The following is a 23245-nucleotide window of genomic DNA, read 5'->3' as shown; positions in this document are numbered from 1 at the left end:
GCTTACGCCGCAACGGTGGCGCTAGCTTCGGCATTCGCAACCGACGCGATGCGCCAGGTCGCGAGTTCGGAAACGGCGAGGGCAACGAATACCACAATGCTGGCGAGGTAGCCCAGGTTATGGCTGCCGATCACAGGAATCGCCGCCGCACCGACGGCACCTGCGATAGACACGCCAACATAAGTGGCCGAGGTGTTCAGGCCGACGAGCACGGCTGCCATCGACGGATTCAGGCCCACGAGGCGGAACTGCTGCGGCACGAGCACGCCCCATGCACATGCGCCCCACACGGTGATGGCGACGGCAGCGCTCCACAGGTGCGTGCTGGAGAGCGGCATGGTGAGGATGACGAGCGCCACTGCGGCGAGCATCACGATCACCACCGGACGCGAACCCACCTTGTCGAGGATGCGGCCGGTCAGCAGGTTCGAACACGTTCCAGCGAGGCCCCAGAGCACGAGCAGTCCGCCCAGCACGGAGGCGTTGTGGCCGATGGCACGATCGAACACGACGGAGAAGTACGTGAATATGATGAACGTGCCCACTTGCGCAAGCACCGTCGTGGCCAGCGTGAGCATCACACGTGCATCGCCAAGCGGGGCCAGCCGTTTGCGCAGCGAGACCGCAGGCGGCAGCGGAACTTCCGGCAGCAGCGCCCAGATTCCCACGAATCCTGCAACGCCCAGCGCGGCGACGAACGCGAGGGTCCAGTGCCAGCTTGCCATCCCGCCGATCACTGCACCAAGCGGCGTACCCAGCGCGGTTGCGATGGTCAGGCCGGCCACAATGATGGAAAGGGCGAACGCGCGGCGCTCGGGCGGCACCAGCATGGTGGCGGTGCCGCTGGCAGCCGGCGAAAACATCGCGGCGCCGAGGCCGGCCACGGCACGCGTGAGCAGCGCGAAGCCGAGGTTCGGCGCGACGATGGTGCAAAGATTGGCGACGACGAACAGACCCATGCCACTGAGCAGCAGGCGTTTGCGGGCCACGCCCGCGGCAAGCGCTGCCATGGTTGGCGCAAGCAAGGCATAAGCGAGCGCATAAACAGTGGTCAACTGGCCCGCTGCACCAATGCTGACGTGAAAAGTGCGTGCGATCTCAGGCAGGATGCCTGCGAAGACGAAACTGTCGGTGCCGAGCGCAAACATGCCCAGCGCGAGTGTCAAAAGACGGCGATCCATGATGTTTGCCCGTAAGGGTTGAATAGTTAAGTTGCGTGACGAAACTATACGAAAGCACGGTCCGCCGCGCCAGAAATGAAATCGGGAAAGAGCTAACCGGAATCCGGGGAAGTTGCATGACGCAACCTGTGGTACAAGACGTATTGGAAACGTCGGCAGGGAAGATAGCCATGTACAGGAAACGCTTCGACGGAATGAATTGCTCGATCGCTCGCGCACTCGATGAAGTGGGCGAGTGGTGGACGCTTTTGATCGTCCGTGAGTGCACGCAGGGGAGTAAGCGCTTCGATGAGTTCCAGAGCGCGCTCGGCATCGCCCGGAACATTCTCACCGCGCGGCTCGAGCGCCTGATCGAACTGGGCATCGTCGAGCGTTTCCCGCTACCGGAGCGTGCCAATACGTTTGGATATCAGCTTACGCAAAAAGGGATGGATCTCTATCCCGTGCTCGTCGCGCTCATGCAATGGGGCGACAAGTGGCTCCTGTCGAATGGGAAGCCAACCATCAAGTTGCTGGACAACGAGAGCGGCCATCCTGTCGAGACGCTTGACGTGCATGGTCCGGACGGTCGGGCGCTGTCGTTCAGGGACGTTCGATACGTGGCAGGACCCGGTGCCACCAGGTCGACGCGCGAGATGATCGAGAGGCGCAACGAGCGCGTGCTCGGCGAAGAAACGGAAGACTCCTGAGTCGACACGCGTTTAGTGCCGATGCTTTTTGCCGAACCGGGACAACGACTCCCTGAGCCTGGGTGCTGAAAAGTCGATGAAGTGGCGCAGCTTGATGGCCATCAGGTTGCGTTGCACGTGTACCAGGTGGACCGGCACTGGCTCAACCTCGAACTGCGGCAGCAGTACCTTTAGCTGGCCGTTTCTGAGCGCCTCGTCGGCGTCATGCTCGAAAACCAGCGTCACTCCAACACCATCCGAAGCGGCACATACTGCTGCGTCCGGCGCGGTCACCTCCAGTCGTGGCTGGACCTCGAGCGTCAGTAGTTTGCCCGTGCCTGGCGGGCGGAAACGCCATGGCGAAAGATAAGGACTATTGAAGACCACGCACGGGTACTTCGTGAGGTCGTTGGGCTCACGCGGCGTTTCATGTCGCTGCAGAAGCGCTGGACTTGCGCAAAGCACCGGGCGCAACGAGCCAATTCGTGTGGCGATCATGTTGCTATCCGCCAGTTCGCCGATCCGTACCGCAAGGTCCGCGTGAGCGTCGATCAGATCGATATTGCGGTCCGACAACAGCAGGCGAACCGTGATGTCCGGGTATTGCGCCAGAAATTGGTTGATGACCGGCAGAACGTGAAGCCGGCCCAACTGCACGGGCGCCGTGACGACCAGTTCGCCGCGCGCCGCCGTGAATTCGCCAGTCGCCTCGTGTTCCTGTTCGCGAACGAGATCGAGTATGCGTCGCGCGGACGCGACGTACGACGTGCCCGCATCGGTCAGCGTGAGCTTTCGCGTTGTGCGGATGAGCAAACGCGTGCCGAGCAGTTCCTCGAGATCGGCGACTTTGCGGGTAAGCGTGCTGACCGGGATTTTCAGTTCCCTCGCGGCTGCCGAGAGACTTCCCTTGTCCACTGCCGTCAGCAGCATTTCCATAGCTTCGAGGCGGTCCAACTCACACGTCCATGATGGGTTAGATGGCAGCATTGTAGGGGCAATGTGCAATTCCGGGAGAAAGCTGTCCGGGTTGATCGCGCCTGCCGTGTGTCAGTCAGCGCGGGCTACCTGCTGCGGCTGGTCCCAGCCGCCGCCGAGGGAGCGGAAGGTTCTGACTGCGGCGCGCGCCGCGTCGGCTCTCGTGCTGTCGAGATCGTCCCGTGCATCGAGGAGCTGCCGGTCGGCGTCGAGCACGTCGGTGAGCGTGATGGAGCCGGCCTTGTACGCTTTCTCGGAGAGGTCGCGGGCACGCGTGAGGGCGGCCACCTCCTGTTCCAGTTCCTGCGAACGGGCTTCGGACTGCGAGAGCGCCATGAACGAGTTTTCCACGTCTTCGGTCGCCTTCAGCGCGGCCTCACGGTACTGCGCGAGGGCTTCGGCGTAGCTGCCGCGCGCGGACTTCACCTCGGCATCGACCTTGCCAAAATCGAACAGACGCCACTGCAACGCACCGGCTCCCACCTGCTGGAATGATTTGCCGCTGAAGAAGCCGTTGAGCGACATGCTGTCGAATCCCAGCGCGCCGGACAGCGAGATCTTCGGGTAGTAGTCCGCAATGGCCACGCCGATCTGTTCGTTCGATGCAGCGAGATGGCGCTCGGCTGCGATGATGTCCGGGCGTCGCCGGAGCACGTCGACAGGCTGGTCGCCGCTTCCGATCGCGGGAATCTGCGGGATCATGCCGGCGTTCTGGCTCAGCTCCGCCGCATAGGTGCCGGGCTGTGCGCCCATGAGGACGTCGAGCCGGTTGAGCTGCGCCTCGAGCTGAATCCGTAGCGTTGGAACCGAGGCGGTCGCGTTACGCAGCAACGCTTCGGCCTGCGCGACTTCGCGTTCGTCCGCCGAGCCCAGACGCTTGCGCGCCTGCACCAGTTCGAGCAAATGAGCGTCCGTTGCGATCTGGTCCTGCGCGACGGCCACGCGCGCCTGAAGGCCGCGCACCTGGAGATACGCATCGGCTGCGTCGGCGACCACCGTGATACGCGTGCCCATGCGCGCTGCTTCGGCCGCCTGCTCTTCGTCGTTGGCGGCGGCATGGGCGCGTCTCAGCCCGCCGGCGAGGTCGATTTCCCAACTCGCGGTCGCCCCGACGGTGTACTCGCGCTGATTGCGGTTGTAGTTGGGAAAGGCGCTCGCCAGTGTGCCAAGCGGACTCGTCGTGCTTTGATGCAGCGCGGCAGCGGACGCGTTTGCGTCAACCGTCGGCAGGAGTTGGGCACCCGCCGCCTGGGCGGCAGCACGCGCCACGCTGACGCGTGCCATGGCGGCCTGCAAGTCCAGGTTCTGATCGAGTGCGCGCTGCACCACCTTCTCCAGTTCGGGATCGTTGAAGCCCGTCCACCAGTTGTCGAGACGGGGTGCGGGCAGGGTGGTCTGCCGGTTCGCCACCATCGCGGCGTTGTGGAACGGCACCATGTCCGCTTTCGGCGCCACGTAGTCGGGACCTACCGCACAGGCGGCCAGCAACACACTGAGCGCGAGGCTGCTCAGTACGGTCTTCGGCATTGCCATCGAGAACTTGCTCATTTCGCGCTCCCACTGCTGAGTTTGCCGACCAGGCGATGACGCTTCCCGCTGGCCATCTTGCGGACAAAGGTATAGAAGGCAGGCGTGAACAGGAGGCCGGCAAACGTCACGCCGATCATGCCGAACAGCACCGCGGTACCGAGCGACTGGCGCATTTCCGAACCCGCGCCGGTTGCGATGGCGAGCGGAATCACGCCCATGATGAAAGCAAACGACGTCATCAGGATCGGACGCAAACGCGTTTGTGCCGCCTCCTTCGCCGCGTCTTCGGTGCTTGCCCCTTCGGCTTCACGGTGACGGGCGAACTCGACGATCAGAATCGCGTTTTTCACCGCGAGCCCTACCAGCACCACGAAACCGATCTGCGCCAGGATGTCGATCGGCATCCCGCGTACATGTAGCCCCGTGGACGACGCAAGCAGACACATCGGCACGATTAGCACGATGGCAAGCGGCGTCTTCCAGCTTTCGTACTGCGCGGCGAGCACGAGGAACACGAACAGCGCGGCGACGCCGAAGATCACGGCAGGAGGCACGCCCGGCAGCGTCTGCTGATGCGCGATATCGGTCCACTCGATCGTGATGCCCGGCGGAAGGACCTGCTTCGCGAGCGTCTCCATGCTCTTGAGCGCCGTACCCGATGCCACGCCGGGCGCCGCCGAACCGAGAATCTCGGCTGCGGGATAGAGGTTGTAGCGCGGTACACGATACGACACCGTCTGGTCTTCGAGGGTCGCCACCGTGCCGATCGGCACCATGTCGCCGGAGGCGTTGCGCACCTTCAGCCGCAGGATGTCGTCCGGCGTCTTGCGGTAGGCGCTGTCGCCCTGTGCGAGCACCTCATACGTGCGCCCGAGATAGTTGAAGTCGTTCACGTACTGCGAGCCGAGGTAAAGCTGCAGCGTCGAGAACACGTCGCTCGGCGTCACGCCGACTTTCTCCGCCTTGAGGCGGTCGATATTCGCGTAGACCGAGGGCGAACCGACGTTGTACAACGTGAACACGCGGGTCAGGTTCGGGTCCTTGCTGGCCGCCGCGACCAGCGCCGTCGTCGCCTTGTAAAGGCCTTGCGGACCCAGGCCGCCACGGTCCTCCAGCATCAGCTTGAAGCCGCCCGCCGATCCCATGCCCTGCACAGGCGGGGGTTGGACCACGACCACATACGCATCCTTGATGACGGAAAGCCGTTTCTGGAGAATCCGCTGCATTGACGCCGCGTTCACGCCCGGAATGTGATGGCTGTACAGCGAAGGCAGGCCAAGATAGATCGTGCCGCTGTTCGGCGCGCTCGTGTCGGTGGCCACGTCGAAGCCACTGGTCGGCGAGGTATGTTCGATGCCGGGCGTGCCGAGGATGATGTCGTTGGCCTCGCGCACAACCTTGTCCGTGCGATCGAGGCTCGACCCCGGTGGCAACTGGATGATCACCGCGAGGTAGCCCTGGTCCTGCTCAGGGATGAAGCCCGAACTCATCTGCGAGAACTGGAACGTCGTGAGTGCGAGCAAGGCTGCGTAGATAATCAGCATCACTGATGTTGTACGTACGAAGCGCCCCGTCATGTTGCCGTAGCGCGACGAGAGCCAGTGGAAGCCCGCGTTGAAGCGTCCGAAGCCGCGATGCAGAAGGCCGCCGATGCCGCGCGCGGTGGTGTGGCCATCATCTTCGGCATGGGGCTTCAGCAGCACCGCGCACAGTGCCGGGCTCAGCGTGAGCGAAACGAAGCACGAAATCACGGTCGAGGCGGCGATGGTCGCCGCGAACTGCTTGAAGAAGAGGCCCGGAATACCCGAAATGAAAGCGACGGGGATGAAGACTGCGCACAACGTGAGCGCAATGGCGATCAGCGCTTCGGACACTTCCGTCATGGTTCGATGAGCGGCCTCGCGTGGCGACATGCCCAGGCGCATGTTGCGCTCGACGTTTTCGACCACCACGATGGCGTCGTCCACGACAATGCCCACCGCGAGCACGATGCCGAACAACGAGAGATTGTTGATGGAAATGCCGAGCACAGCGAGGATCGTGAATGCGCCTACCAGCGACACCGGAATCGCCACCACCGGAATGATGGTCGCGCGCCAGTTTTGCAGGAAGAGGTACACCACACCCACCACGAGCAGAATGGCGATGAAGATGGTCTTGACGACTTCGTCGATCGACTGGGTGACGAACGTGGTCGGATCATAGATCATCTTGAAGTCCACGCCCTGAGGGAAGCTCTTGCGAAGCTCCTTCATCTTGTCCAGAACTTCGTGCTCGACAGTGACCACGTTGGAGCCCGGCACCGCATAGACCCACGTGGGTGACGACGGATCGCGATCGGCGTAGGCAATGCTGCCGTAATCGGTCGAGCCCAATTCGACGCGGCCGATGTCGTGAACGCGTGTCACGCGGCCTTGCGAATCCGACTTGATGACGACGTCGCCAAACTGTTCAGGCGTGGTGAGTCGCCCCAATGCTTCGATGTTGACCTGCCAGGCGGCGTCGCTTTGCACAGGCGGCTGGTTCAGATTGCCCGCCGACACTTGCGCGTTCTGCGCGCGCAGCGCGCCGAGTATCTCGCTCGCGCTGATATCATGCGCGGCCGCTTTGTCCGGATCGATCCAGATCCGCATCGCATACTGACGCTCGCCGAGCGAACTCAGATCGGAAACGCCTGGCAGCCGCGCAATCTCGTCCTTGACGTGCAGGATGAAATAGTTGGAGAGATATTGCGCGTCCCGCGAATGGTCGGGCGAATACGGATGCACGCCGAGCAGGATCGCCGGAATCGTCTTCTTGACCTGTACGCCCTGGCGCTGGACGTCTTCAGGCAGCCGCGAAAGCGTGTCCTGCACGCGATTTTGCGTGAGCATCTGCGCGACGTTCATGTCGCTGCCGATCTTGAACGTCACCGTAATGGTCAGCGCGCCGTTGCTCGTCGACTGGCTGCTGATGTAGTCCATGTTTTCGACGCCGTTGATCGATTGCTCCAATGGCGTCGCGACGGTGCGCGCAATGGTGTCGGCCGAAGCGCCGGGATAGGCCGTGGTCACCTGGATCGTAGGCGGAACGATGTTGGGGTACTGCGCGACCGGCAGCAACGTCAGCGCGACGAGGCCGAACAGCGTGATGAAGATGTTGACCACCGCGGCAAAGCGCGGATGCTCAATGAAAAAATGCGCGATTTTCATGACATGACTCCGCCTTAGCCTTGATCGGAAGTGGCGTGGATCGTGCCGGCATGCGGCGCGATCTTCGAACCCGGCCTGACGCTGGGAATGCCGTCGATGATGACCCTGTCGGTCGGCGCGAGGCCCGCACGGATCACCCGAAGTCCGCCGCGAAGATCGCCCAGCTGCACCTGTTTGGGCGTCGCCACGTCATTGGGACCGTCGACGAGAACGATGTGATCCGACTGATCTGCAAGCACCGCCGCGTCGGGCACGAGCAGAACGGGCCTGGGCGTGGAAACGGCCAGACGCACGCGGGCGAAGCCGCCGGGCGTCAGAAGCAGGTCGCTATTGGGCACAATGGCGCGGGCATGAATCGTTCCGCTAGCGCGGTTCAGTTCGTTATCGACGAAATCGAGCGTGCCGCGGTGCGTGAAGCGGGTTTCGTCGCTGAGCGAAATGTCGACCTTGCTTGCCACGTCGCCGCCTGCCATCTCGCGCGCGCGCTGGAAGGCCATGTAGTCGCCTTCGCTCATGTCGAAGTCGAGATACACCGGATCCATTGATACGAGTGTGGCCAGCAGCGTGGTCGGACTCGTCGCCGCGCGGCTGCCCGCGACCAGATTGCCAGTGGAAACAAGGTGGTTGCCGATGCGGCCGGTAAGAGGCGCCACGATCCGGCAGTGATCGAGGTCGAACTTCGCGTCGCGAACCAGGGCCTGTGCGGCGTCGACAGCAGCCTGAGCCGCATGCTGATCGGCCACGCGCTGATCGACGTTCTCGACCGTGCCGGCGTCGGCCTGCTGGAGTTGTTGCGCGCGGGAAAGCTCGCGCGTCGCCAGCGCAAGCTTCGCGTTTGCCGATTCCAGTTGCGCGGTGGCCTCGCTTAGCTTGATCTGATACGGCTCGGGATCGATCTCGAAGAGCACGTCGCCCTTGTGAACGATGTCGCCATCCTTGAAATGGATCGCCGTGAGCGTGCCACCGACTTGCGCGCGGATTTCCACACGGCTGACCGCGGAGAACTGGCCAAGGAAACCCAGTCGGTCTTCAATGTTGCGTTGCAAGGGCGCGCTGACCGCAACGGATGGCGCGGGCGGAACAACAGCCTGCGCTGGTGTTGACTGGTGGAGATGAAGCGCCGTTGCCGCTGCCGCCGCGATCACAACTACCCCCGCAGCCAGACTCACGCGCGATTTGCCCGCAGGCCGCACTGGAGGGTCACTGACTACGCTTTCAGCCTCGAGCTGATCAAAACTGTCATTCATGGTGTTCCTCATTAAGCTTGCGTTCCCGCGTGAGATACAAGAGTTCTTGTCAAATCCCTGCTGCTTAGTAGCGTGACGCAACTATAAACATGACAGTTGCGTCACGCTACTGTGTCGCGATGGGGAAGTGTTCCCCATAAACTGGTTAAATCGTTCCGCAAACGCGCTTGCGGCCCGACAGTAGTGGACTTCAGGGCTCTATGTGTCTATCTATTTATGTGCTGATCACTACAAAAGACTGTTGACTCTCGCAGTGAGTCGCTTCTAGACTTGTGTGTCGTTCAACACAAAAGGAGTCGACGATGAAGCTGAATGGAAAGCGTGCCTTGGTCACTGGGGCGAGCAGAGGAATAGGCGCTGCCATTGCGAAGGCCCTTGCGGCAGCAGGTGCAGACGTAGCGATCACTTACGAAAAATCGGCCGGACTAGCCGATGGCGTAGTGAAGGACATTGAAGCGGCGGGCCGGCACGGTGTCGCGATCCAGGCCGACAGCGCGGACGCATCTGCGATTCAGGCGTCGGTAGAGAAAACTGTCGAGGTTCTCGGAGGACTTGACATCCTGGTGAACAACGCCGGCATTCTCAGGATGGGCGACGTCAGGGACCTTTCCCTGGAAGACATCGACGCAATGTTGAACGTCAATGTGCGTGCACCGATTGTGGCGGCCAGGGCCGCGATTCCGCATCTCAGGGCGGGCGGTAGAATTATTTCAATCGGCAGCTTTTTCGCCGATCGCGTCCCGGCGTCGATCCTTGGCGTGTATTCCGGTACGAAATCTGCCCTTGTGGCGTTCAACAAAGGTCTGGCGCGAGAACTCGGCCCGAAGGGCATAACCGCCAACCTGGTTCAGCCGGGGTCCATCGACACCGACATGAACCCGGCCGAAGGCCCGTTCGCGCCAGTGATGAAGGCGCTCACGGCAACCGGAGCCTACGGCAACGGTGACGACATCGCGCAAGCGGTCGTCTTCCTCGCGAGCGCCGAAGCGGGCTACATCACGGGAACTGCGCTGACTGTCGACGGTGGCGCGAACGCCTGACGCGAGAAAGGGCTGCAGTTCGAGCCCTTCCTTGCTGTTCTTTTGATGAGAGTCGGTTCAGGTGCGGCTCCGTCACCGACCCACGCTGTCGTCTCACTTGCCGGGCCATGCGGCCATCGCCATCTCTGCCGTGCCAGCCAGGTCGTTTCGGGTCGCGCCGTCATGGGCCTGAATGGCCATCCCTTGAATCGTGCCTAGATAGAAACGGCTAAGGCGGTTGACGTTGGTTGCGCGAGGCAGTTCTCCCGCGGTCACCGCGCGCCTGATCGCCGATCGCAACATCTTGAGTCCGTCGAGCCGGGCATCTTGAAGCGTCTTGGGAATCGGACCGGGAAAATCGGCACCGACGGTTGCCAGATTCACCATGCATCCCGGTGGAACCCCTTCGTCGCCAGGCAGCACGGCAGCGGCGGCGAGCAAGACCTTTCGCACACCTTCCCGTACGGTGGGGCCGTCGTCGATGTGATCCCAGATCAGCCGACGGGCCGCAGCGTTGTAGCGCTGCACGGCCTCGATATACAGGTCTTCCTTGCTTCCAAACGCCGCGTAAAGGCTCGGGGACCTGATCCCCATGGCGTCGCAAAGATCGTTCATCGAGGTTGCGAAGAAGCCCTTGCGCCAGAAAACCAGCATGGCGGCATGCAAGGCGGCCTCGCGATCGAACTCTCTTGGTCGTCCTATGGCGGACATGGATTTTCCTTTCTGTAGCAGTCGACACAATAATCTGATCAACGCTGAAAATCAACCTCCCAGGAGAATCGTCGCGCCGCACGAAGAACGCAGCCGACCCCAGTACCCGCGGCGTCCTCGCATCCTGGATCAGGCGGCTTTCAAAGTGGAGCCTACACCTGAATGTCTGGGCGAGGGTGCGTGCGAATGAACTCATCATGGCGCACCCCGGCGGACGATACTGCCTCGCCGCTCCACGATGTGCCGGCGGCATGCGTCCAGCAGCAGGAACTTTGCCGCCCGTTACGCCTTCGATTGCGGGCGAAAATCCTGCTTCAAACTGCGAGATGCGTGATGCGATGCATCGATACAGGGAGGGCGAAAAATCCGTCGCAAAGACCGGCGTGTGTTGCGGCCGAACGATGTATGCTTTACAAAGCGTGGTTCTTTAAGCCTGCTTCGGTCCTGACCAATGCACGTATTTTGGCAAACGACATGAGGAGTGGCGATGGGCAACGCAACGTGGATTGTAGTAGCAGGAGAGGGGCGTGCACGCCTCTTCGCGTCAAAGGAGGATTCGTCCGGGCTGCAACTAGTCGATGACTTTTCTAACGAGCATCACAGTGCATCCACGCTCACGGAGAAGCAAGCAGCCGCCTATTCTGAGAGTGAACGTAAAGAGTCATAGCGAAATAAATTCGCGTCCCAAGTTGCAGCGTATTTGGAAGATGCCAGATTGAATGAAAGATTTGTCAGGTTCAAGCTCGTCGCAGAGCCCAAATTTCTTGGGATGCTACTTAGTTATTTAAGTGAGCATACAAAAGAACGTATGTTCGATAAGGTCAGTAAAGACTATTCGAGTCTAAGTACTACGGAAATTGAAAAAATCTTGAAGCAGCGACATTGCGTCGAGCGCGAGCGCGTTCGGCGCAACGCTGAACGGATCCGCGACTTCACTCGCAATCGCTTCAAGTGAAATCAGCGTATAGGCGATGAAAACGCACAGTAGCGGTGTAAAAAACTCCGCAGAATCCACGAGGCCGAACGGCAGCAAAACGCAGTAGGCGTAGACGGTACGATGCAGCAGCACGTTATAGGCAAACGGAACCGGTGTCGAGGCGATCCGCTCGCAGCCGCCCAATGCTTTGCTCAACTCGTCGAGTTGTGCGTCGAGCATCCACAGCTTCGTATCGGGCGTATGAATGCGATGCTTCGGGATAAAGAAGGCGCTGAAAATCCATCGTGGGATCGGTGCCGCGCAATTCATGCTTGAGTGCGTAAACGAATCCGATTACCTGCTGGGCAATACGCAGGGTATCGGCGCGTTCCGGAATGTAGCAAAGCATCTGCGAAGTCAGCGTGCGCGAAGCGATCAGAAAATTGCCCCAGAGATGCCGCGCTTCGTTGAAGCGCTCATAATTGGCATTGTTTCGAAACGCGAGGAAGATAGCCAGTGCGACACCGAACAGCGTGAAGGGCGCGGTGTTGAGCGGAATTTTTTCCCCGAACACTCGCTCGTGCGTGAAGACCGCAAGCGTGCTCACCACTGCGATGAAGCATAGTTGGGGGATGATGGATGACAGAATCGAGCCGTTCCAGACGAACAACAACCGGAACCAGTTCTCTCGGGGCCGGACGATCATGATGGCCTTTTATTAGCTGGAGTTTTGATAGCACCGATGCGGTTTGTTCATTTGTTGGCCGGCATTGACCGCTCTTTGCCGATATTAAGAATCGGAGAGGACGACGTAGTGGATCGGGCTAGACCTGCGATCTTGTGCAGAAGAAAGATAGTGCTGAAATTCGCTCGTCGCGATTTTCGGGAATGGGAGCGCAATGCAGGCGTCGACACTGACGACATATGCAAGCGAGAAGGCGTTTTACTTTCCATCGCTGTTTCGGATGGTCGAATCATTGTGGCCGTTCCAACCTCGCCCGAGCGTCACGGTTCTGCGCAGTCCATTCGCCTTCGCTGACTTGACAGGCACGCGTCAATGGCCTTTGATGAATGGACAGCATTGGGCTGACCGAACAGGCCGGGAGCCGCGCGTGGGACCAGACATCTCTATCTGGCCATGACATTTTGTTGTTGGATGCGAACAGGAAGATTGTCCGCGTGGGAATGCCCCAACAGCCGATATCTGCATAAGCCAAATCGAGTCTGAGTGGATCAGATCGGCGTGCAGGTGGTCGACCACAATCACACGGAAACGAACGACGAGGCAAACATCAGCAAGATCGTGTCTCTCGAGTACTACGACGATGCGCCCGATCGCTGACTCGCACAGAGCAACGTTCTGTGTGCGATTCACGCAACGAGGTAAGATCCTCGTGGCGTACGCACTGGAGGTTAAGTCAGGCAACCGCATCGGTCTTTGGCCGGGTTCGACAACCGGTCTGCTGTACCAGATGGCGGATCTGCGCGAAGCGCGCTGGAAAGACGGCGGATCACGCCAGTTCGTCTGGGCGACTGGCGAGCGACAGGTCCCGTGCGAACTTGGGGCGTTTCACGTAAAGGCCGTTGACTTAAGCGCTGTGGAGCGCAACGCGTATGCCGATAGGCTCGATGTACGCGCCCGTCGCCTCGAAATCTTGCGGCACTACTTCACAGCGCAGCGCCCGTCAATCGCGCTCAAGACGCGAGGGAACATCGCGTCAAACTTCAACGTTTGAGCGCTCCCGCGAACCAAAAGATCAATGCGGTTTGCTCTTGGTTCTTTGATTGCGCAAGCCTCACGTCATTTAGCAGCCGCTTTCCAGCGAGCGCATACGGTGTTCGAGTTCGGCAATGTCTCGTGCGCCCGCAAGGTACTCGTCATTGCGGAGTTGTTCGGCGCGCTCGAACCAGCGGCTGATCCGCGTAAGGAGGAAGGCAAACATAATAATCTCCAGAAAGTTGTTCACCGGTGACACTGGTCGGACTCGACACTACGCATGTGCCTTGCGGCCGTTCTATTGCGCTGTTCGGCGATTCAATCTTAGGCGGCTAGTATGCTTACGTATACTTATCGTTTTTGACGTAATACATTAGCAATTCTGTTGAATCGATCTGTTCTTTCGGGAGGTACCTGCTTTGGAGCTCGGTCGAATGCGGGCACTCCTCGAGCTGGCGCGGTGTGGCACGATTGCCGCCGCCGCCGAGGCTCTGTTCCTGACGCCCTCAGCGGTTTCACAGCAGATCGCACAACTTGAAGATGAGGCCGGCGTCACGCTCACGGAGCGCATCGGCCGCAGGGTCAGGCTGACTCCAGCGGGCCACGCACTGGTGGGCTACGCCGAGCGGCTGATGGTTGTGCTGGACGAGGCCCGCTCGGAAATGGCAGAGCTTCGGCGTGAGATCGCCGGCGAGCTGCGCGTCGCCGCGTTTCCGTCGATTGCTTCGGTTGTCCTTCCTCATACGGTCAAGACGCTGCAGCACGCGTATCCGCGTCTGGCGATCGCAATCGACGAACTGGAGGCAATTGATGGGGTCGCGGCACTGCGGTCCTGGAGAACGGACATCGCCTTGATTGACGATCTCTCAATCGTGGCGGGCGAGAATCGGGAAAACATCGCGATTGTGCCGCTGGCCGAGGATGTGTGGTACGTGACACTGTCGACCGACCACCCGCTGAGCAAGAAGCCGTCGCTTAGCCTGGCCGATCTCAGGGACGAAACGTGGGCGATCGAATCGAGCGGGGGACCCTTTGGCAGCTTCGTCGCCGATTTGTGCCGTCGCGCCGGCTACGAGCCTCGGACCAACGCCATATGCCGTGGATCCGAGATGATCGAAGCGATGGTGGCTTCCGGCTGCTCTGTGTCAATCGTCCCCGGACTCAGGAGGCTACGTTCACCGCCCGGCGTCGCATGGGTGAAGCTGAGGCCAGAGCTTCGCCGAAAAATCTATGTCGCTTATCGCCGCGGCGAGCGCAATCATCCAATGGTCAAAGTGTTCGTCGCGGAAATCGTCCAGACGGCTTCGAGACTCCTTGGTTAGCAAGCGCGCAGTCGGCTCAGAACGTGCTGGTCAGCATCTGCGTCATGTTCACGCGATCGCGTTCGCGGTCGCGCGTTTCGGAAGCCCGATTTCGCGGCTCAAAACGACAAGAATTGATTGTCAAACCGCGACATCAATTGCCGAACTCCACACCGCACGCCGGTCCGCAAGTCGTAGGACCGGCTGACCTGCTCCATGAGGATTTTAACGGCCGCACGTGCTTTGGGTTGAGTCCGTGGAAACCCAGCTTGCGGCGTTACGTTGTCCAGCGCGGACTCTGATCTTCGTGATCAAAGTCGACGCAATACCAGGCTGGCATTGACGCCCCCGAAACCAAAGCCATTGGAGATCGCATACTCCGACGATATCTTGCGGGCCGAACCGCTGACAATGTCGATGCCTTCCGCTGCCGAATCAGGCTGCGTCAAGTTGAGTGTGGGTGGCGCAAGCTGATCTCGCAGCGCAAGCACGGTGAAAATGGCTTCCACGCCGCCAGCCGCCCCAAGCAAATGTCCTGTAGAGGCCTTGGTGGCCGACACGGCGGGACCTCTACCCGTTCCAAATATCGCCTTGATGGCAGCCAGTTCACTGATGTCACCCACGGGCGTAGACGTCGCATGGGCGTTCAAATGCCCAATCTGCCCGGGCTCAAGATTCGCCTGCCGGATGGCCAGTTCCATCGCTCGACGTCCGCCGGCGCCGTCTTCGGGCGGCGACGTCATATGGTGTGCGTCGGCGCTCGTGCCATAACCGAGCACTTCGGCAATCGGCGTGGCGCCTCGCTGCAATGCGTGCTCCAGTTCTTCGATGACGAGCATGCCGGCACCTTCGCCCATGACAAAGCCATCCCGTGCGGCATCGAACGGGCGGGATGCCTGTGTGGGATCGTCATTGAAGCCCGTGGACAGGGTTCTTGCGGCGGCGAATGATCCCAGGCTGACGCGATCGATGCAGGCCTCGGCTCCGCCGCACACGGCGATATCGGCTTCGCCAGCACGAATCAGGCGCGCTGCGTCGCCAATGGCCTGCGCGCTCGCTGCACAGGCCGTCACCGGTGCCCCCAGGGGACCGCGAAAGCCGTGACGGATGGATATCTGTCCCGCCGCCATATTGGCCAGAAAACTGGGAACGGTGAAAGGAGAAAGGCGCCTTGGCCCGCGGCTGTCCGTAACTCTGACGGCCTCCACAATCGCACCGAACCCGCCCACGCCAGATGCCACAATGGTTGCGGTCCTTTGGCGAGCGCTTTCAGTGTCAGGCCGCCACCCGGATTGATTCAAAGCCTCCCGTGCTGCGGCCAGCGCAAACAGACTGAACCGGTCCATCTTCTTCTGATCCTTGGGTTCAACTGCGATGGCAGGATCGAATCCCCAAGGGGAGTCGGACGTCAACATGGGCACGACGCCACCGACCTTCGATGCGATCCCTTCCGTGAGATCGTCAGGCAAACGAGCCAGGCCTGAATGACCATTCAAGAGACGGCTCCATACGGATTCAACCTCACATCCCAGCGGTGACACGATGCCCATTCCCGTCACGACAATGCGTCTCGTATTCAAAGCAGCTCCTTTTTGATTGGCGAAGTTGGGCAGCCAGAGGTTGACGCAATGCGCCATCTGGCAACGATCACAGGCTTCGATAACCGCAGAAATTCCGGCCAGTATAGGCAGGAAGGGAGTAGAAAATTGGCGCATCGCGCCAATCGATATGCAAAGTGCGCCATAATGATCGGACCATGAACCTGTCCCGGCACAGTCCTCTCACGCTTTCCGCTCACTTCTTGCACGGGATGCTGCGCTTCATTCGCACGCGTCACGGGGACGACGTGGCAGCACGGGCACTCGCAAGCGCCGGCATCCCCCAGTCGCTTCTCAATCAGCCAGATGCACGAATGACACGCGAGCAATACGTCGCGTTGTACAGGGCGGTTGCGGCCACACTCGACGATGAAATGCTGGGACTGTGGTCCAGACCAATCCGCGGTGGCACGTTGAAGTACCTTATGCTCAGCTTGCTGGACGCGCCAACCGTGTTAGTCGCGTTCAACCGTTTTGTTCGCTTCTGGAATTTGCTGCTGGACGATTATCGACTGCAGATTTCGACGAAGAACAATCTGGTGCGCCTGGCTCTGGTGGAAAGGGCGTCTGGCACGCAGGTCACGCCACTTGGGCATGAGTTGATGATGAAGCTGGCTCACGGCGTAGCGTCATGGCTGCTTGGCAGGGAGATCGTCCTGCACCGTATCGAGTTCAGCTTCGCGAGGCCCAGGCATGTTGGGGACTATGCGTTCCTGTTCCCCGGCGCAGTGCACTTCGATACAGGGATGACGAGCATTTATTTCTTGTATGAGGACTGTGCGGAACTGTTCAAGCGCGAGAAGCACGAGCTATGGGCATTCCTGAAACGTGCGCCCGGAGACTGGACATTCAGCGCATTTCATCACGGTTCCATCGTGGCCAAAACGCGCGAGTATCTTGAACAGCATATCGAGCAGCCGACAACGATACGGGACCTTGCGCAGGCGTTGCACACCTCGGTACGTACGCTCAACCGTAGATTTGCCGAGGAGGGTACGCAGTTCCAGTTGGTGAAGGACGGACTGCGACGGGACATTGCAGTCCATCGGCTGGCAAACTCGAACACGAGCGTGGCAGTGCTGGCGTTTGATCTCGGCTTTTCCGACGCCACCGGATTTTGTCGCGCATTCAGACATTGGACCGGCAGTAGTCCTTCTGATTATCGCAAGGGTACGCGCCAGGGTGAGTGACGAGAAAGCGTCATGTGTGGAGATGCACTATGGAAAGCCGCATTAAAAGCCGCTCGACGCTCACTGCGTTGACGCTCCTGCTAACGGGCTGTGCCGTTGGCGGTGCACCACAAAGCGGACCGCATCTGAGCCCAACGGAGTGTCATGATCTGGCTGCGCTCAAAAGCAACGCGACTCCGACGAAGGCGCAACGCGACAGCGAACTTGCGGCCCTGAGGAAGGCGGGCTACAACCCGTCACCATGGGACGACCCATACTACCCAGAGGATCTACAGGCGGCGCAGCGCCGGGTCGACGATTGGTTCAACGCGGAGTGCAAGGCGTTTCGATCTGGGTGAGAGATCACGAAATCCTTGACCGCTGGCCAATTGAGCGCACGATAGGCGAATCCGGCTTTCTGGTAGCGCTGGTACAAAGTCGGCAGCACGTCCAGGCGCGGCGGCGACTCAAGGAGCGAACCATGAAGTTCTATGCGCGTGAGTACGAGGGGCAGCTGGAGGTATTCAGCTTCGACGGCGTTTATAGAATTCGCATCGCTCAGTTGTGCGGCGCGGCAAAGAAAGCGTTCGCAGATACTGTCCAGCTATGGATAAGCGATGGTGTATCAGCAGACGAAGCTGTCGCCCGAGAGGCCGAATCGCTAGCCCGATTAATTGAGGAATATTAGAAAACTGGATTCCCTGGAAAGTTTCTGAATCAGGTGATCGTCACAGTTGCGATCGCCGCTCAAACCGTCGCCACCAGAATCGACTCTCCGCTCGCAGGCCGCAGCCCATCGCTACGGCCTGCGAAATAACGTGCGGTGAGATCGGCAGTCGAAACATGGCGTGCGTCGCGCAGCCCAGCTTCGCGCGCAAGTGCAAGCATCTCGTCGGGCGCGAAGAAGCTCACGAACGGCGTGCCCGCCGCCTTCGCGCGTTCATACACGGCGGCATGCTGCGAGCGCTCCGGCTCGTCGATGAGTTCGAGCGGCAAGAGAAAGGTCATGACGAGCGTGGATCCCGGTGCGAGCTTTGCGATCTGTCGCAGCGTCGCGAGGTTCGCTTCGCGCGTGAGATACATCGAGACGCCCGTCGAGGCGATCACCGCGGGACTCGCGGCATCGAACCCGGCCGCGGCGAGCCGTTCCCACCACGACTCGCCGGCTTCGAAATCCACCGGCACGAAGCGCAGCCAGTGCTGCTCGCGAAACCCCAGCTCCGCGAGCCGCTGACGCTTCCAGGCCTGCGTGCCCGGCTTGTCCACCTCGTACACGTGCAGGCGCGAGGCGATCTCGGGGTGTCGCTGCGCGAACGTATCGAGCCCCGCGCCGAGAATCGCGTACTGCCGCGCGAGACCTTTTGCGGTCTGTTCGGCCACGAGGTCCTCGACAAAGCGCGCCCGCCCGACGATCGAGGCACGATAGCCGCGCGTGCCTTCGGGGTGCATATCGGGCCGCTCGCGCCAGTTCGACTCGGGCGCGGCGATCTGCATGCCGGTTTCGTCTTCGAGCACATAGGGTGCGTCGTCGACCTGGACGTGCAGCGCGCGCCACAGCGCGACGCGAATGGCGGTGCTGTCGGGAGCGGCGGTATGGCTGGCGGGCATGGTGCAGTCCTCTGGTGCGGGTTTCGTCACACGATTATCGCGCGGCTGGCTCGCGGCTGTGCGCCCCGTAAATGTCGGCGCTCACTTGCCGCAACGCGTCGATCATTACGCTCGCCGCAGGCGTGAGCAGGCCGTCCGCACGCGTGATGATGCCGAAGTCGTCCATCTGGCAATCCATCGGCACGGGCAGGATCGCGACCATGCCGTGCGCCGCGTAGTAGCGCGCCACGTCTTCGGTGAGCACGGCGATCATGTCGCTTTGCTCCAGTACGCGCGTGATGAAGAGCAGCGCGGGCGTTTCGACCACGTTCGAAGGGGGTGCGAGGCTCGCGCGCTGGAACATGAGTTCGAAGCGGTGGCGCAGCACACTGCCCACCGGCGGCACGACCCAGGTGGCGCGCGCGATGTCGGCGAGCGTGATCGGTTGGGCTTTATCCGCTGCCTTCTCGAGCATGGGATGCCCCGGCCGCACCACGGCGCATACCGGTTCGCCCGCGAGCGGTTCGTAGCGCAACTGGAGCTTGTCGTGTTCGGCGGAAAGGCGGCCCAGCACCACGTCGAGCTTGTCTTGCGCCAGATGTTCGAGCAGCACGTTGCTGGCGTCGATTTCCACGGATACGCGCAGGTTCGCATGCGTGCGCTTGACCGCCGCGACGGCCGCCGGCAGCACGCGCACGCCAGGCGACGTGATCGCGCCGACCGCCACGTGGCCCAGGCGCCCGGCCTTGAGCGCGCTCAGTTCCTCCTGCGCCTGGTCGAGGCTGCCGAGCACGGCGCGCGCGTGGCGTATGAGCGCGTCGCCGTACATCGTGGGCCTCATGCCGCGCGGCATGCGCTCGAACAGCACCGCGCCGAGCATGTCCTCCAGCTCGCGCAGCAGCTTCGAGGCAGCGGGCTGCGTCATGTTCAGCGCGGCCGCCGCGCGGTGGATGTTGCCTTCTTCGGCCAGCGCCACGACGAGCAGCAATTGCCGCGTTTTCAGCCGCGTGCGCACATACCAGGGGCTCGTATCGAGCATGTTTTCCGCCTGTTTTCCCAAATAGTTTTAGGTGTTTATACCAATGCCGATTTCGATATCGGAAGCGTCCATTTTTTCATTAGAAGGTTATCAGACTTCTCCCTAGACTGTGCCCAATCCATCGCTCGAACGACTCGGCGAACCAATCGGCGAAACGCCCGCACTACAAGACGAACACGATGTCGGATACCAAACCCAAACTGCGCTCCCAACAGTGGTTCGGCACCACGGACAAGAACGGCTTCATGTACCGAAGCTGGATGAAGAATCAAGGCATTCCCGATCATGAATTCGATGGTCGCCCGATCATCGGCATCTGCAACACCTGGTCGGAACTCACGCCCTGCAATGCGCATTTCCGCAAGCTCGCCGAGCATGTGAAGCGCGGCATTTATGAGGCGGGCGGCTTTCCCGTTGAATTCCCGGTGTTCTCGAACGGCGAATCGAACCTGCGCCCCTCGGCCATGCTCACGCGCAATCTCGCCTCCATGGACGTGGAAGAGGCGATTCGCGGCAACCCGATCGACGCCGTCGTGCTGCTGTGCGGCTGCGACAAGACCACGCCCGCGCTGTTGATGGGCGCGGCGAGCGTGGACGTGCCCGCCATCGTCGTGACGGGCGGCCCGATGCTTAACGGCAAGCACGAAGGCAAGGACATCGGCTCGGGCACCGTGGTCTGGCGTCTGCATGAGGAACTGAAGGCGGGCGAGATCAACCTGCACCAGTTCCTTTCCGCCGAAGCGGGCATGTCGCGCTCGGCGGGCACCTGCAACACCATGGGCACCGCCTCGACGATGGCCTGCATGGCCGAGTCGCTCGGCGTTTCGCTGCCGCACAACGCCGCGATTCCCGCGGTCGATGCGCGCCGCTACGTGCTCGCGCACATGTCGGGCATCCGCATCGTGCAGATGGCGCTGGAAGACCTGAAGCTCTCGAAGGTCCTCACGCGCGAAGCGTTCGAAAACGCCATCCGCACGAACGCGGCCATCGGCGGCTCGACCAACGCCGTGATTCACCTGAAGGCGATTGCGGGCCGCATTGGCGTGGATCTCGAACTCGAAGACTGGCAGCGCATTGGCCGCAATACGCCGACCATCGTCGATTTGCAGCCTTCGGGCCGCTTCCTGATGGAAGAGTTCTATTACGCGGGCGGGCTGCCGGCGGTGCTGCGCCGGCTTGGCGAAGCGAACCTGCTGCCGCATCCCAATGCGCTCACGGTGAACGGCAAGTCCATCTGGGACAACGTGCGCGAAGCGCCCAACTACAACGACGAAGTGATTCGTCAACTCGACAACCCATTGATCGCAGACGGCGGGATCTGTATCCTGCGCGGCAATCTCGCGCCGCGCGGCGCGGTGCTCAAGCCTTCGGCGGCGACGCCCGAGCTGCTCAAGCATCGTGGCCGCGCCGTGGTGTTCGAAAACTTCGACCACTACAAGGCGACTATCGGCGACGAGTCGCTCGACGTCGACAAGAACTCCATCCTCGTGATGAAGAACTGCGGTCCGCGCGGCTACCCGGGCATGGCCGAGGTCGGCAACATGGGCCTGCCGCCCAAGCTGCTGCGCCAGGGTGTGAAGGACATGGTGCGCATTTCGGATGCGCGCATGAGCGGCACGGCTTACGGCACGGTGGTGTTGCACGTCGCGCCGGAAGCGGCGGCCGGTGGCCCGCTGGCCGCGGTGCGCAACGGCGACTGGATCGAGCTGGACTGCGAATCGGGTCGTCTGCATCTGGACATCAGCGACGAGGAACTGGCGCGCCGCTTGAGCGACGTCGATCCGGCCGCCGCGCCTGGCGTGGCGGAGCAACTGGGCAAGGGCGGTTACGCGCGCCTCTATGTCGATCACGTGCTGCAGGCCGACGAAGGTTGCGACCTCGACTTTCTCGTGGGCAAGCGCGGGGCGGCGGTGCCGCGCCATTCGCACTAAGCGTTTGACGTGTTGAGGCAGGGCGCGCCGGCGCCCTGAGCGCGCGAAGGCGTGCACCGGTGAATAGAAACAAAGGGTGGAGACAGACACGATGACGAACCCGCAGGTGCTGCAACACGAAAGCCCCGCTGCGCTGGCAAGCGCCAGCGGCGAGGAAAAGCACATCGTCGGCCATATCGCGCGCCGGCTTCTGCCTTTTCTCGCGCTGATCTATGTGGTGGCGTATGTGGACCGCACTGTGGTCGGCTTCGCCAAGCTGCACATGAACGCCGCAGTAGGCCTCTCCGACGCCGCCTATGGCCTCGGCGCCGGCCTCTTCTTCATCGGCTATTTCCTTTGCGAAGTGCCGAGCAATCTCGCGCTCGCGCGCTTCGGCGCGCGCGTGTGGTTCGCGCGCATCCTCTTCACGTGGGGCGTGATCACGATGCTCATGGCGCTCGTGAGCGGCCCGAAGAGCTTCTATGCGCTGCGCTTCCTGCTGGGCGCGGCGGAGGCCGGGCTCTATCCCGGCATTCTGTATTTCCTCACGCAGTGGTTCCCTATGCGCCACCGTGCGCGCGTGATCGGCCTGCTCGTGCTCGCGCAGCCCATCGCGGGCATCGTCACGGGCCCGATTGCGGGCGCGCTGCTCGAAACGCACGGCTTTTTCGGCATGTCGAACTGGCAGACGCTCTTCGTCGTGAGCGGCCTGCCCGCCGTGCTGCTGTGCATTCCCACGCTGCGCCTGTTGCCCGAGTCGCCCGCGCACGCGAAGTGGCTCGACGACACCGAGCGCCGCTGGATCGAGCGCGAACTCGCCGCCGACCAGCGCGCCTACCAGCTCGACACGCACCGCAACCCGTTCAGCGCGCTCAAGGACCGCCGCGTGCTGCTCCTTGCGCTGCTGTTCCTGCCGTTTCCGCTGTGCATCTATGGTTTGTCGCTCTGGTTGCCTACCATTATCAAGGCGTTCGGCGTGAGCGATTCCACGGCGGGCCTGCTTTCCGCGGTGCCGTATCTGTTCGCGGTGGTGGGTCTGCTGACCGTGCCGCGCCATTCGGACAAGCATCGCGAACGCTATGGCCACATCGTCGTGGTCTCGGGCGTCGCGGCGCTGACGATGGCCGCGAGCGCGTGGTTTCACGCGCCGGCGCTGCAACTGCTGTTCATCTGCCTGACTGCTTTCTCGATCTACTCGATTCAAGCCGTGGTCTGGGCGCTGCCCGGCGAGTTCCTCACCGGCGCGAGCGCGGCCGTGGGGATCGCGACGATCAACTCGCTCGCGAATCTCGGCGGCTATCTCGGCCCCTATGGCATCGGGATCATCAAGGATGCGACGGGCAGCCTGGCGGCCGGGCTTTACTTTCTCGCGGCCACGCTGGTGTTCGCGGTGCTCGTGGCGTTTGCCGTGCGCGCGGTGTTGCGCACGCCCGAGCGCGGCACTGGAAAGCTGGCGAGCGAATCGTGAAGGCGCGGCCTGACACCC

General features: G+C 61.6%; 19 protein-coding genes and 1 pseudogene. 9 read left to right on the top strand and 11 right to left on the bottom strand.

The features are described from left to right. Window positions 1-2: 2 nt before the first annotated feature. A complete protein-coding gene (locus tag VSR72_RS22785; protein WP_342954586.1) occupies window positions 3-1181 on the bottom strand; it encodes an MFS transporter in 1179 nt (392 codons plus the stop codon). A gap of 116 nt (window positions 1182-1297) precedes the next feature. Between VSR72_RS22785 and VSR72_RS22780 the strand changes: the two genes are divergently transcribed. Beyond that, window positions 1298-1870: a helix-turn-helix domain-containing protein gene (locus VSR72_RS22780; protein ID WP_342954585.1), complete on the top strand. Its 573-nt coding sequence runs from the start codon at window positions 1298-1300 to the stop codon at window positions 1868-1870. 12 nt (window positions 1871-1882) lie between these two features. On the opposite strand, the gene VSR72_RS22775 is transcribed toward VSR72_RS22780, so the two are convergent. The 4 genes from VSR72_RS22775 to VSR72_RS22760 are packed head-to-tail and all read right to left on the bottom strand — an operon-like array spanning window position 1883 to window position 8591. Continuing rightward, entirely contained in the window at window positions 1883-2854 is a 972-nt protein-coding gene (locus VSR72_RS22775) for a LysR family transcriptional regulator (RefSeq protein ID WP_342954584.1), read from the bottom strand. Between the two features lie 42 nt (window positions 2855-2896). After that, window positions 2897-4372 (bottom strand): efflux transporter outer membrane subunit, encoded by a 1476-nt coding sequence (locus tag VSR72_RS22770; RefSeq protein ID WP_342954583.1) that lies wholly within the window; start codon window positions 4370-4372, stop codon window positions 2897-2899. Next, window positions 4369-7545, bottom strand: coding sequence for a multidrug efflux RND transporter permease subunit (locus tag VSR72_RS22765; protein WP_342954582.1), 3177 nt, complete (start codon window positions 7543-7545; stop codon window positions 4369-4371). Before VSR72_RS22765 ends, VSR72_RS22770 begins: the two co-directional genes overlap by 4 nt. Window positions 7546-7559: 14 nt before the next feature. Continuing rightward, window positions 7560-8591 carry an efflux RND transporter periplasmic adaptor subunit gene (locus tag VSR72_RS22760; RefSeq protein ID WP_342954581.1) on the bottom strand — a complete coding sequence of 344 codons (1032 nt, stop codon included), beginning with the start codon at window positions 8589-8591 and terminating at the stop codon, window positions 7560-7562. Between the two features lie 503 nt (window positions 8592-9094). Here VSR72_RS22760 and VSR72_RS22755 point away from each other — a divergent pair. Next, window positions 9095-9832, top strand: a complete 738-nt coding sequence (locus VSR72_RS22755) for an SDR family oxidoreductase (protein WP_342954580.1) — start codon at window positions 9095-9097, stop codon at window positions 9830-9832. A 93-nt stretch (window positions 9833-9925) separates the two neighbouring features. Here the strand turns inward: VSR72_RS22755 and VSR72_RS22750 are convergent, their stop codons facing one another. Together VSR72_RS22750 and VSR72_RS22745 are read right to left on the bottom strand one after the other, a co-directional pair. Next, window positions 9926-10522, bottom strand: a complete 597-nt coding sequence (locus tag VSR72_RS22750; RefSeq protein WP_342954579.1) for a TetR/AcrR family transcriptional regulator — start codon at window positions 10520-10522, stop codon at window positions 9926-9928. Between the two features lie 877 nt (window positions 10523-11399). Beyond that, window positions 11400-12144, bottom strand: a pseudogene (locus VSR72_RS22745) (bestrophin family ion channel); the annotation flags it as partial. Window positions 12145-12832: 688 nt separating this feature from the next. Here VSR72_RS22745 and VSR72_RS22740 point away from each other — a divergent pair. Then, on the top strand, window positions 12833-13174 hold the full coding sequence (locus VSR72_RS22740; RefSeq protein ID WP_342954578.1) for a hypothetical protein: 342 nt from the start codon (window positions 12833-12835) through the stop codon (window positions 13172-13174). Window positions 13175-13243: 69 nt separating this feature from the next. Here VSR72_RS22740 and VSR72_RS22735 read toward each other — a convergent pair whose 3' ends face one another. Further along, window positions 13244-13381, bottom strand: a complete 138-nt coding sequence (locus VSR72_RS22735; protein ID WP_342954633.1) for a DUF3563 family protein — start codon at window positions 13379-13381, stop codon at window positions 13244-13246. A gap of 208 nt (window positions 13382-13589) precedes the next feature. Here VSR72_RS22735 and VSR72_RS22730 point away from each other — a divergent pair, with 208 nt between their 5' ends. Next, the gene (locus tag VSR72_RS22730; protein ID WP_342954577.1) at window positions 13590-14477 is read left to right on the top strand and encodes a LysR family transcriptional regulator; all 888 of its coding nucleotides are present in this window, start codon (window positions 13590-13592) and stop codon (window positions 14475-14477) included. Between the two features lie 290 nt (window positions 14478-14767). Here the strand turns inward: VSR72_RS22730 and fabF are convergent, their stop codons facing one another. Beyond that, window positions 14768-16006, bottom strand: a complete 1239-nt coding sequence (gene fabF / locus VSR72_RS22725) for a beta-ketoacyl-ACP synthase II (protein WP_342954632.1) — start codon at window positions 16004-16006, stop codon at window positions 14768-14770. 206 nt (window positions 16007-16212) lie between these two features. Here fabF and VSR72_RS22720 point away from each other — a divergent pair, with 206 nt between their 5' ends. The 3 genes from VSR72_RS22720 (at window position 16213) to VSR72_RS22710 (ending at window position 17911) form a co-directional block, all read left to right on the top strand. After that, window positions 16213-17244, top strand: a complete 1032-nt coding sequence (locus VSR72_RS22720; protein ID WP_342954576.1) for an AraC family transcriptional regulator ligand-binding domain-containing protein — start codon at window positions 16213-16215, stop codon at window positions 17242-17244. Between the two features lie 29 nt (window positions 17245-17273). Continuing rightward, on the top strand, window positions 17274-17582 hold the full coding sequence (locus VSR72_RS22715; RefSeq protein ID WP_342954575.1) for a DUF4148 domain-containing protein: 309 nt from the start codon (window positions 17274-17276) through the stop codon (window positions 17580-17582). Between the two features lie 122 nt (window positions 17583-17704). Next, window positions 17705-17911 carry a hypothetical protein gene (locus VSR72_RS22710; RefSeq protein WP_342954574.1) on the top strand — a complete coding sequence of 69 codons (207 nt, stop codon included), beginning with the start codon at window positions 17705-17707 and terminating at the stop codon, window positions 17909-17911. A 59-nt stretch (window positions 17912-17970) separates the two neighbouring features. Here VSR72_RS22710 and VSR72_RS22705 read toward each other — a convergent pair whose 3' ends face one another. Both VSR72_RS22705 and VSR72_RS22700 read right to left on the bottom strand, forming a co-directional pair. Next, window positions 17971-18831: a class I SAM-dependent methyltransferase gene (locus VSR72_RS22705; RefSeq protein WP_342954573.1), complete on the bottom strand. Its 861-nt coding sequence runs from the start codon at window positions 18829-18831 to the stop codon at window positions 17971-17973. A 34-nt stretch (window positions 18832-18865) separates the two neighbouring features. Beyond that, window positions 18866-19849, bottom strand: a complete 984-nt coding sequence (locus VSR72_RS22700) for a LysR substrate-binding domain-containing protein (protein ID WP_342954572.1) — start codon at window positions 19847-19849, stop codon at window positions 18866-18868. A gap of 179 nt (window positions 19850-20028) precedes the next feature. Here VSR72_RS22700 and VSR72_RS22695 point away from each other — a divergent pair, with 179 nt between their 5' ends. Both VSR72_RS22695 and VSR72_RS22690 read left to right on the top strand, forming a co-directional pair. Beyond that, window positions 20029-21780 (top strand): IlvD/Edd family dehydratase, encoded by a 1752-nt coding sequence (locus VSR72_RS22695; protein ID WP_342954571.1) that lies wholly within the window; start codon window positions 20029-20031, stop codon window positions 21778-21780. A 91-nt stretch (window positions 21781-21871) separates the two neighbouring features. Then, a complete protein-coding gene (locus VSR72_RS22690; RefSeq protein ID WP_342954570.1) occupies window positions 21872-23227 on the top strand; it encodes an MFS transporter in 1356 nt (451 codons plus the stop codon). Window positions 23228-23245 lie beyond the last annotated feature (18 nt).

It is taken from the genome of Paraburkholderia sp. JHI869 (assembly GCF_038900775.1).
Lineage (GTDB): Bacteria > Pseudomonadota > Gammaproteobacteria > Burkholderiales > Burkholderiaceae > Paraburkholderia.
Note: the sequence above shows the minus strand (reverse complement) of the source record. Positions and strands in the feature narration are given on the sequence as shown.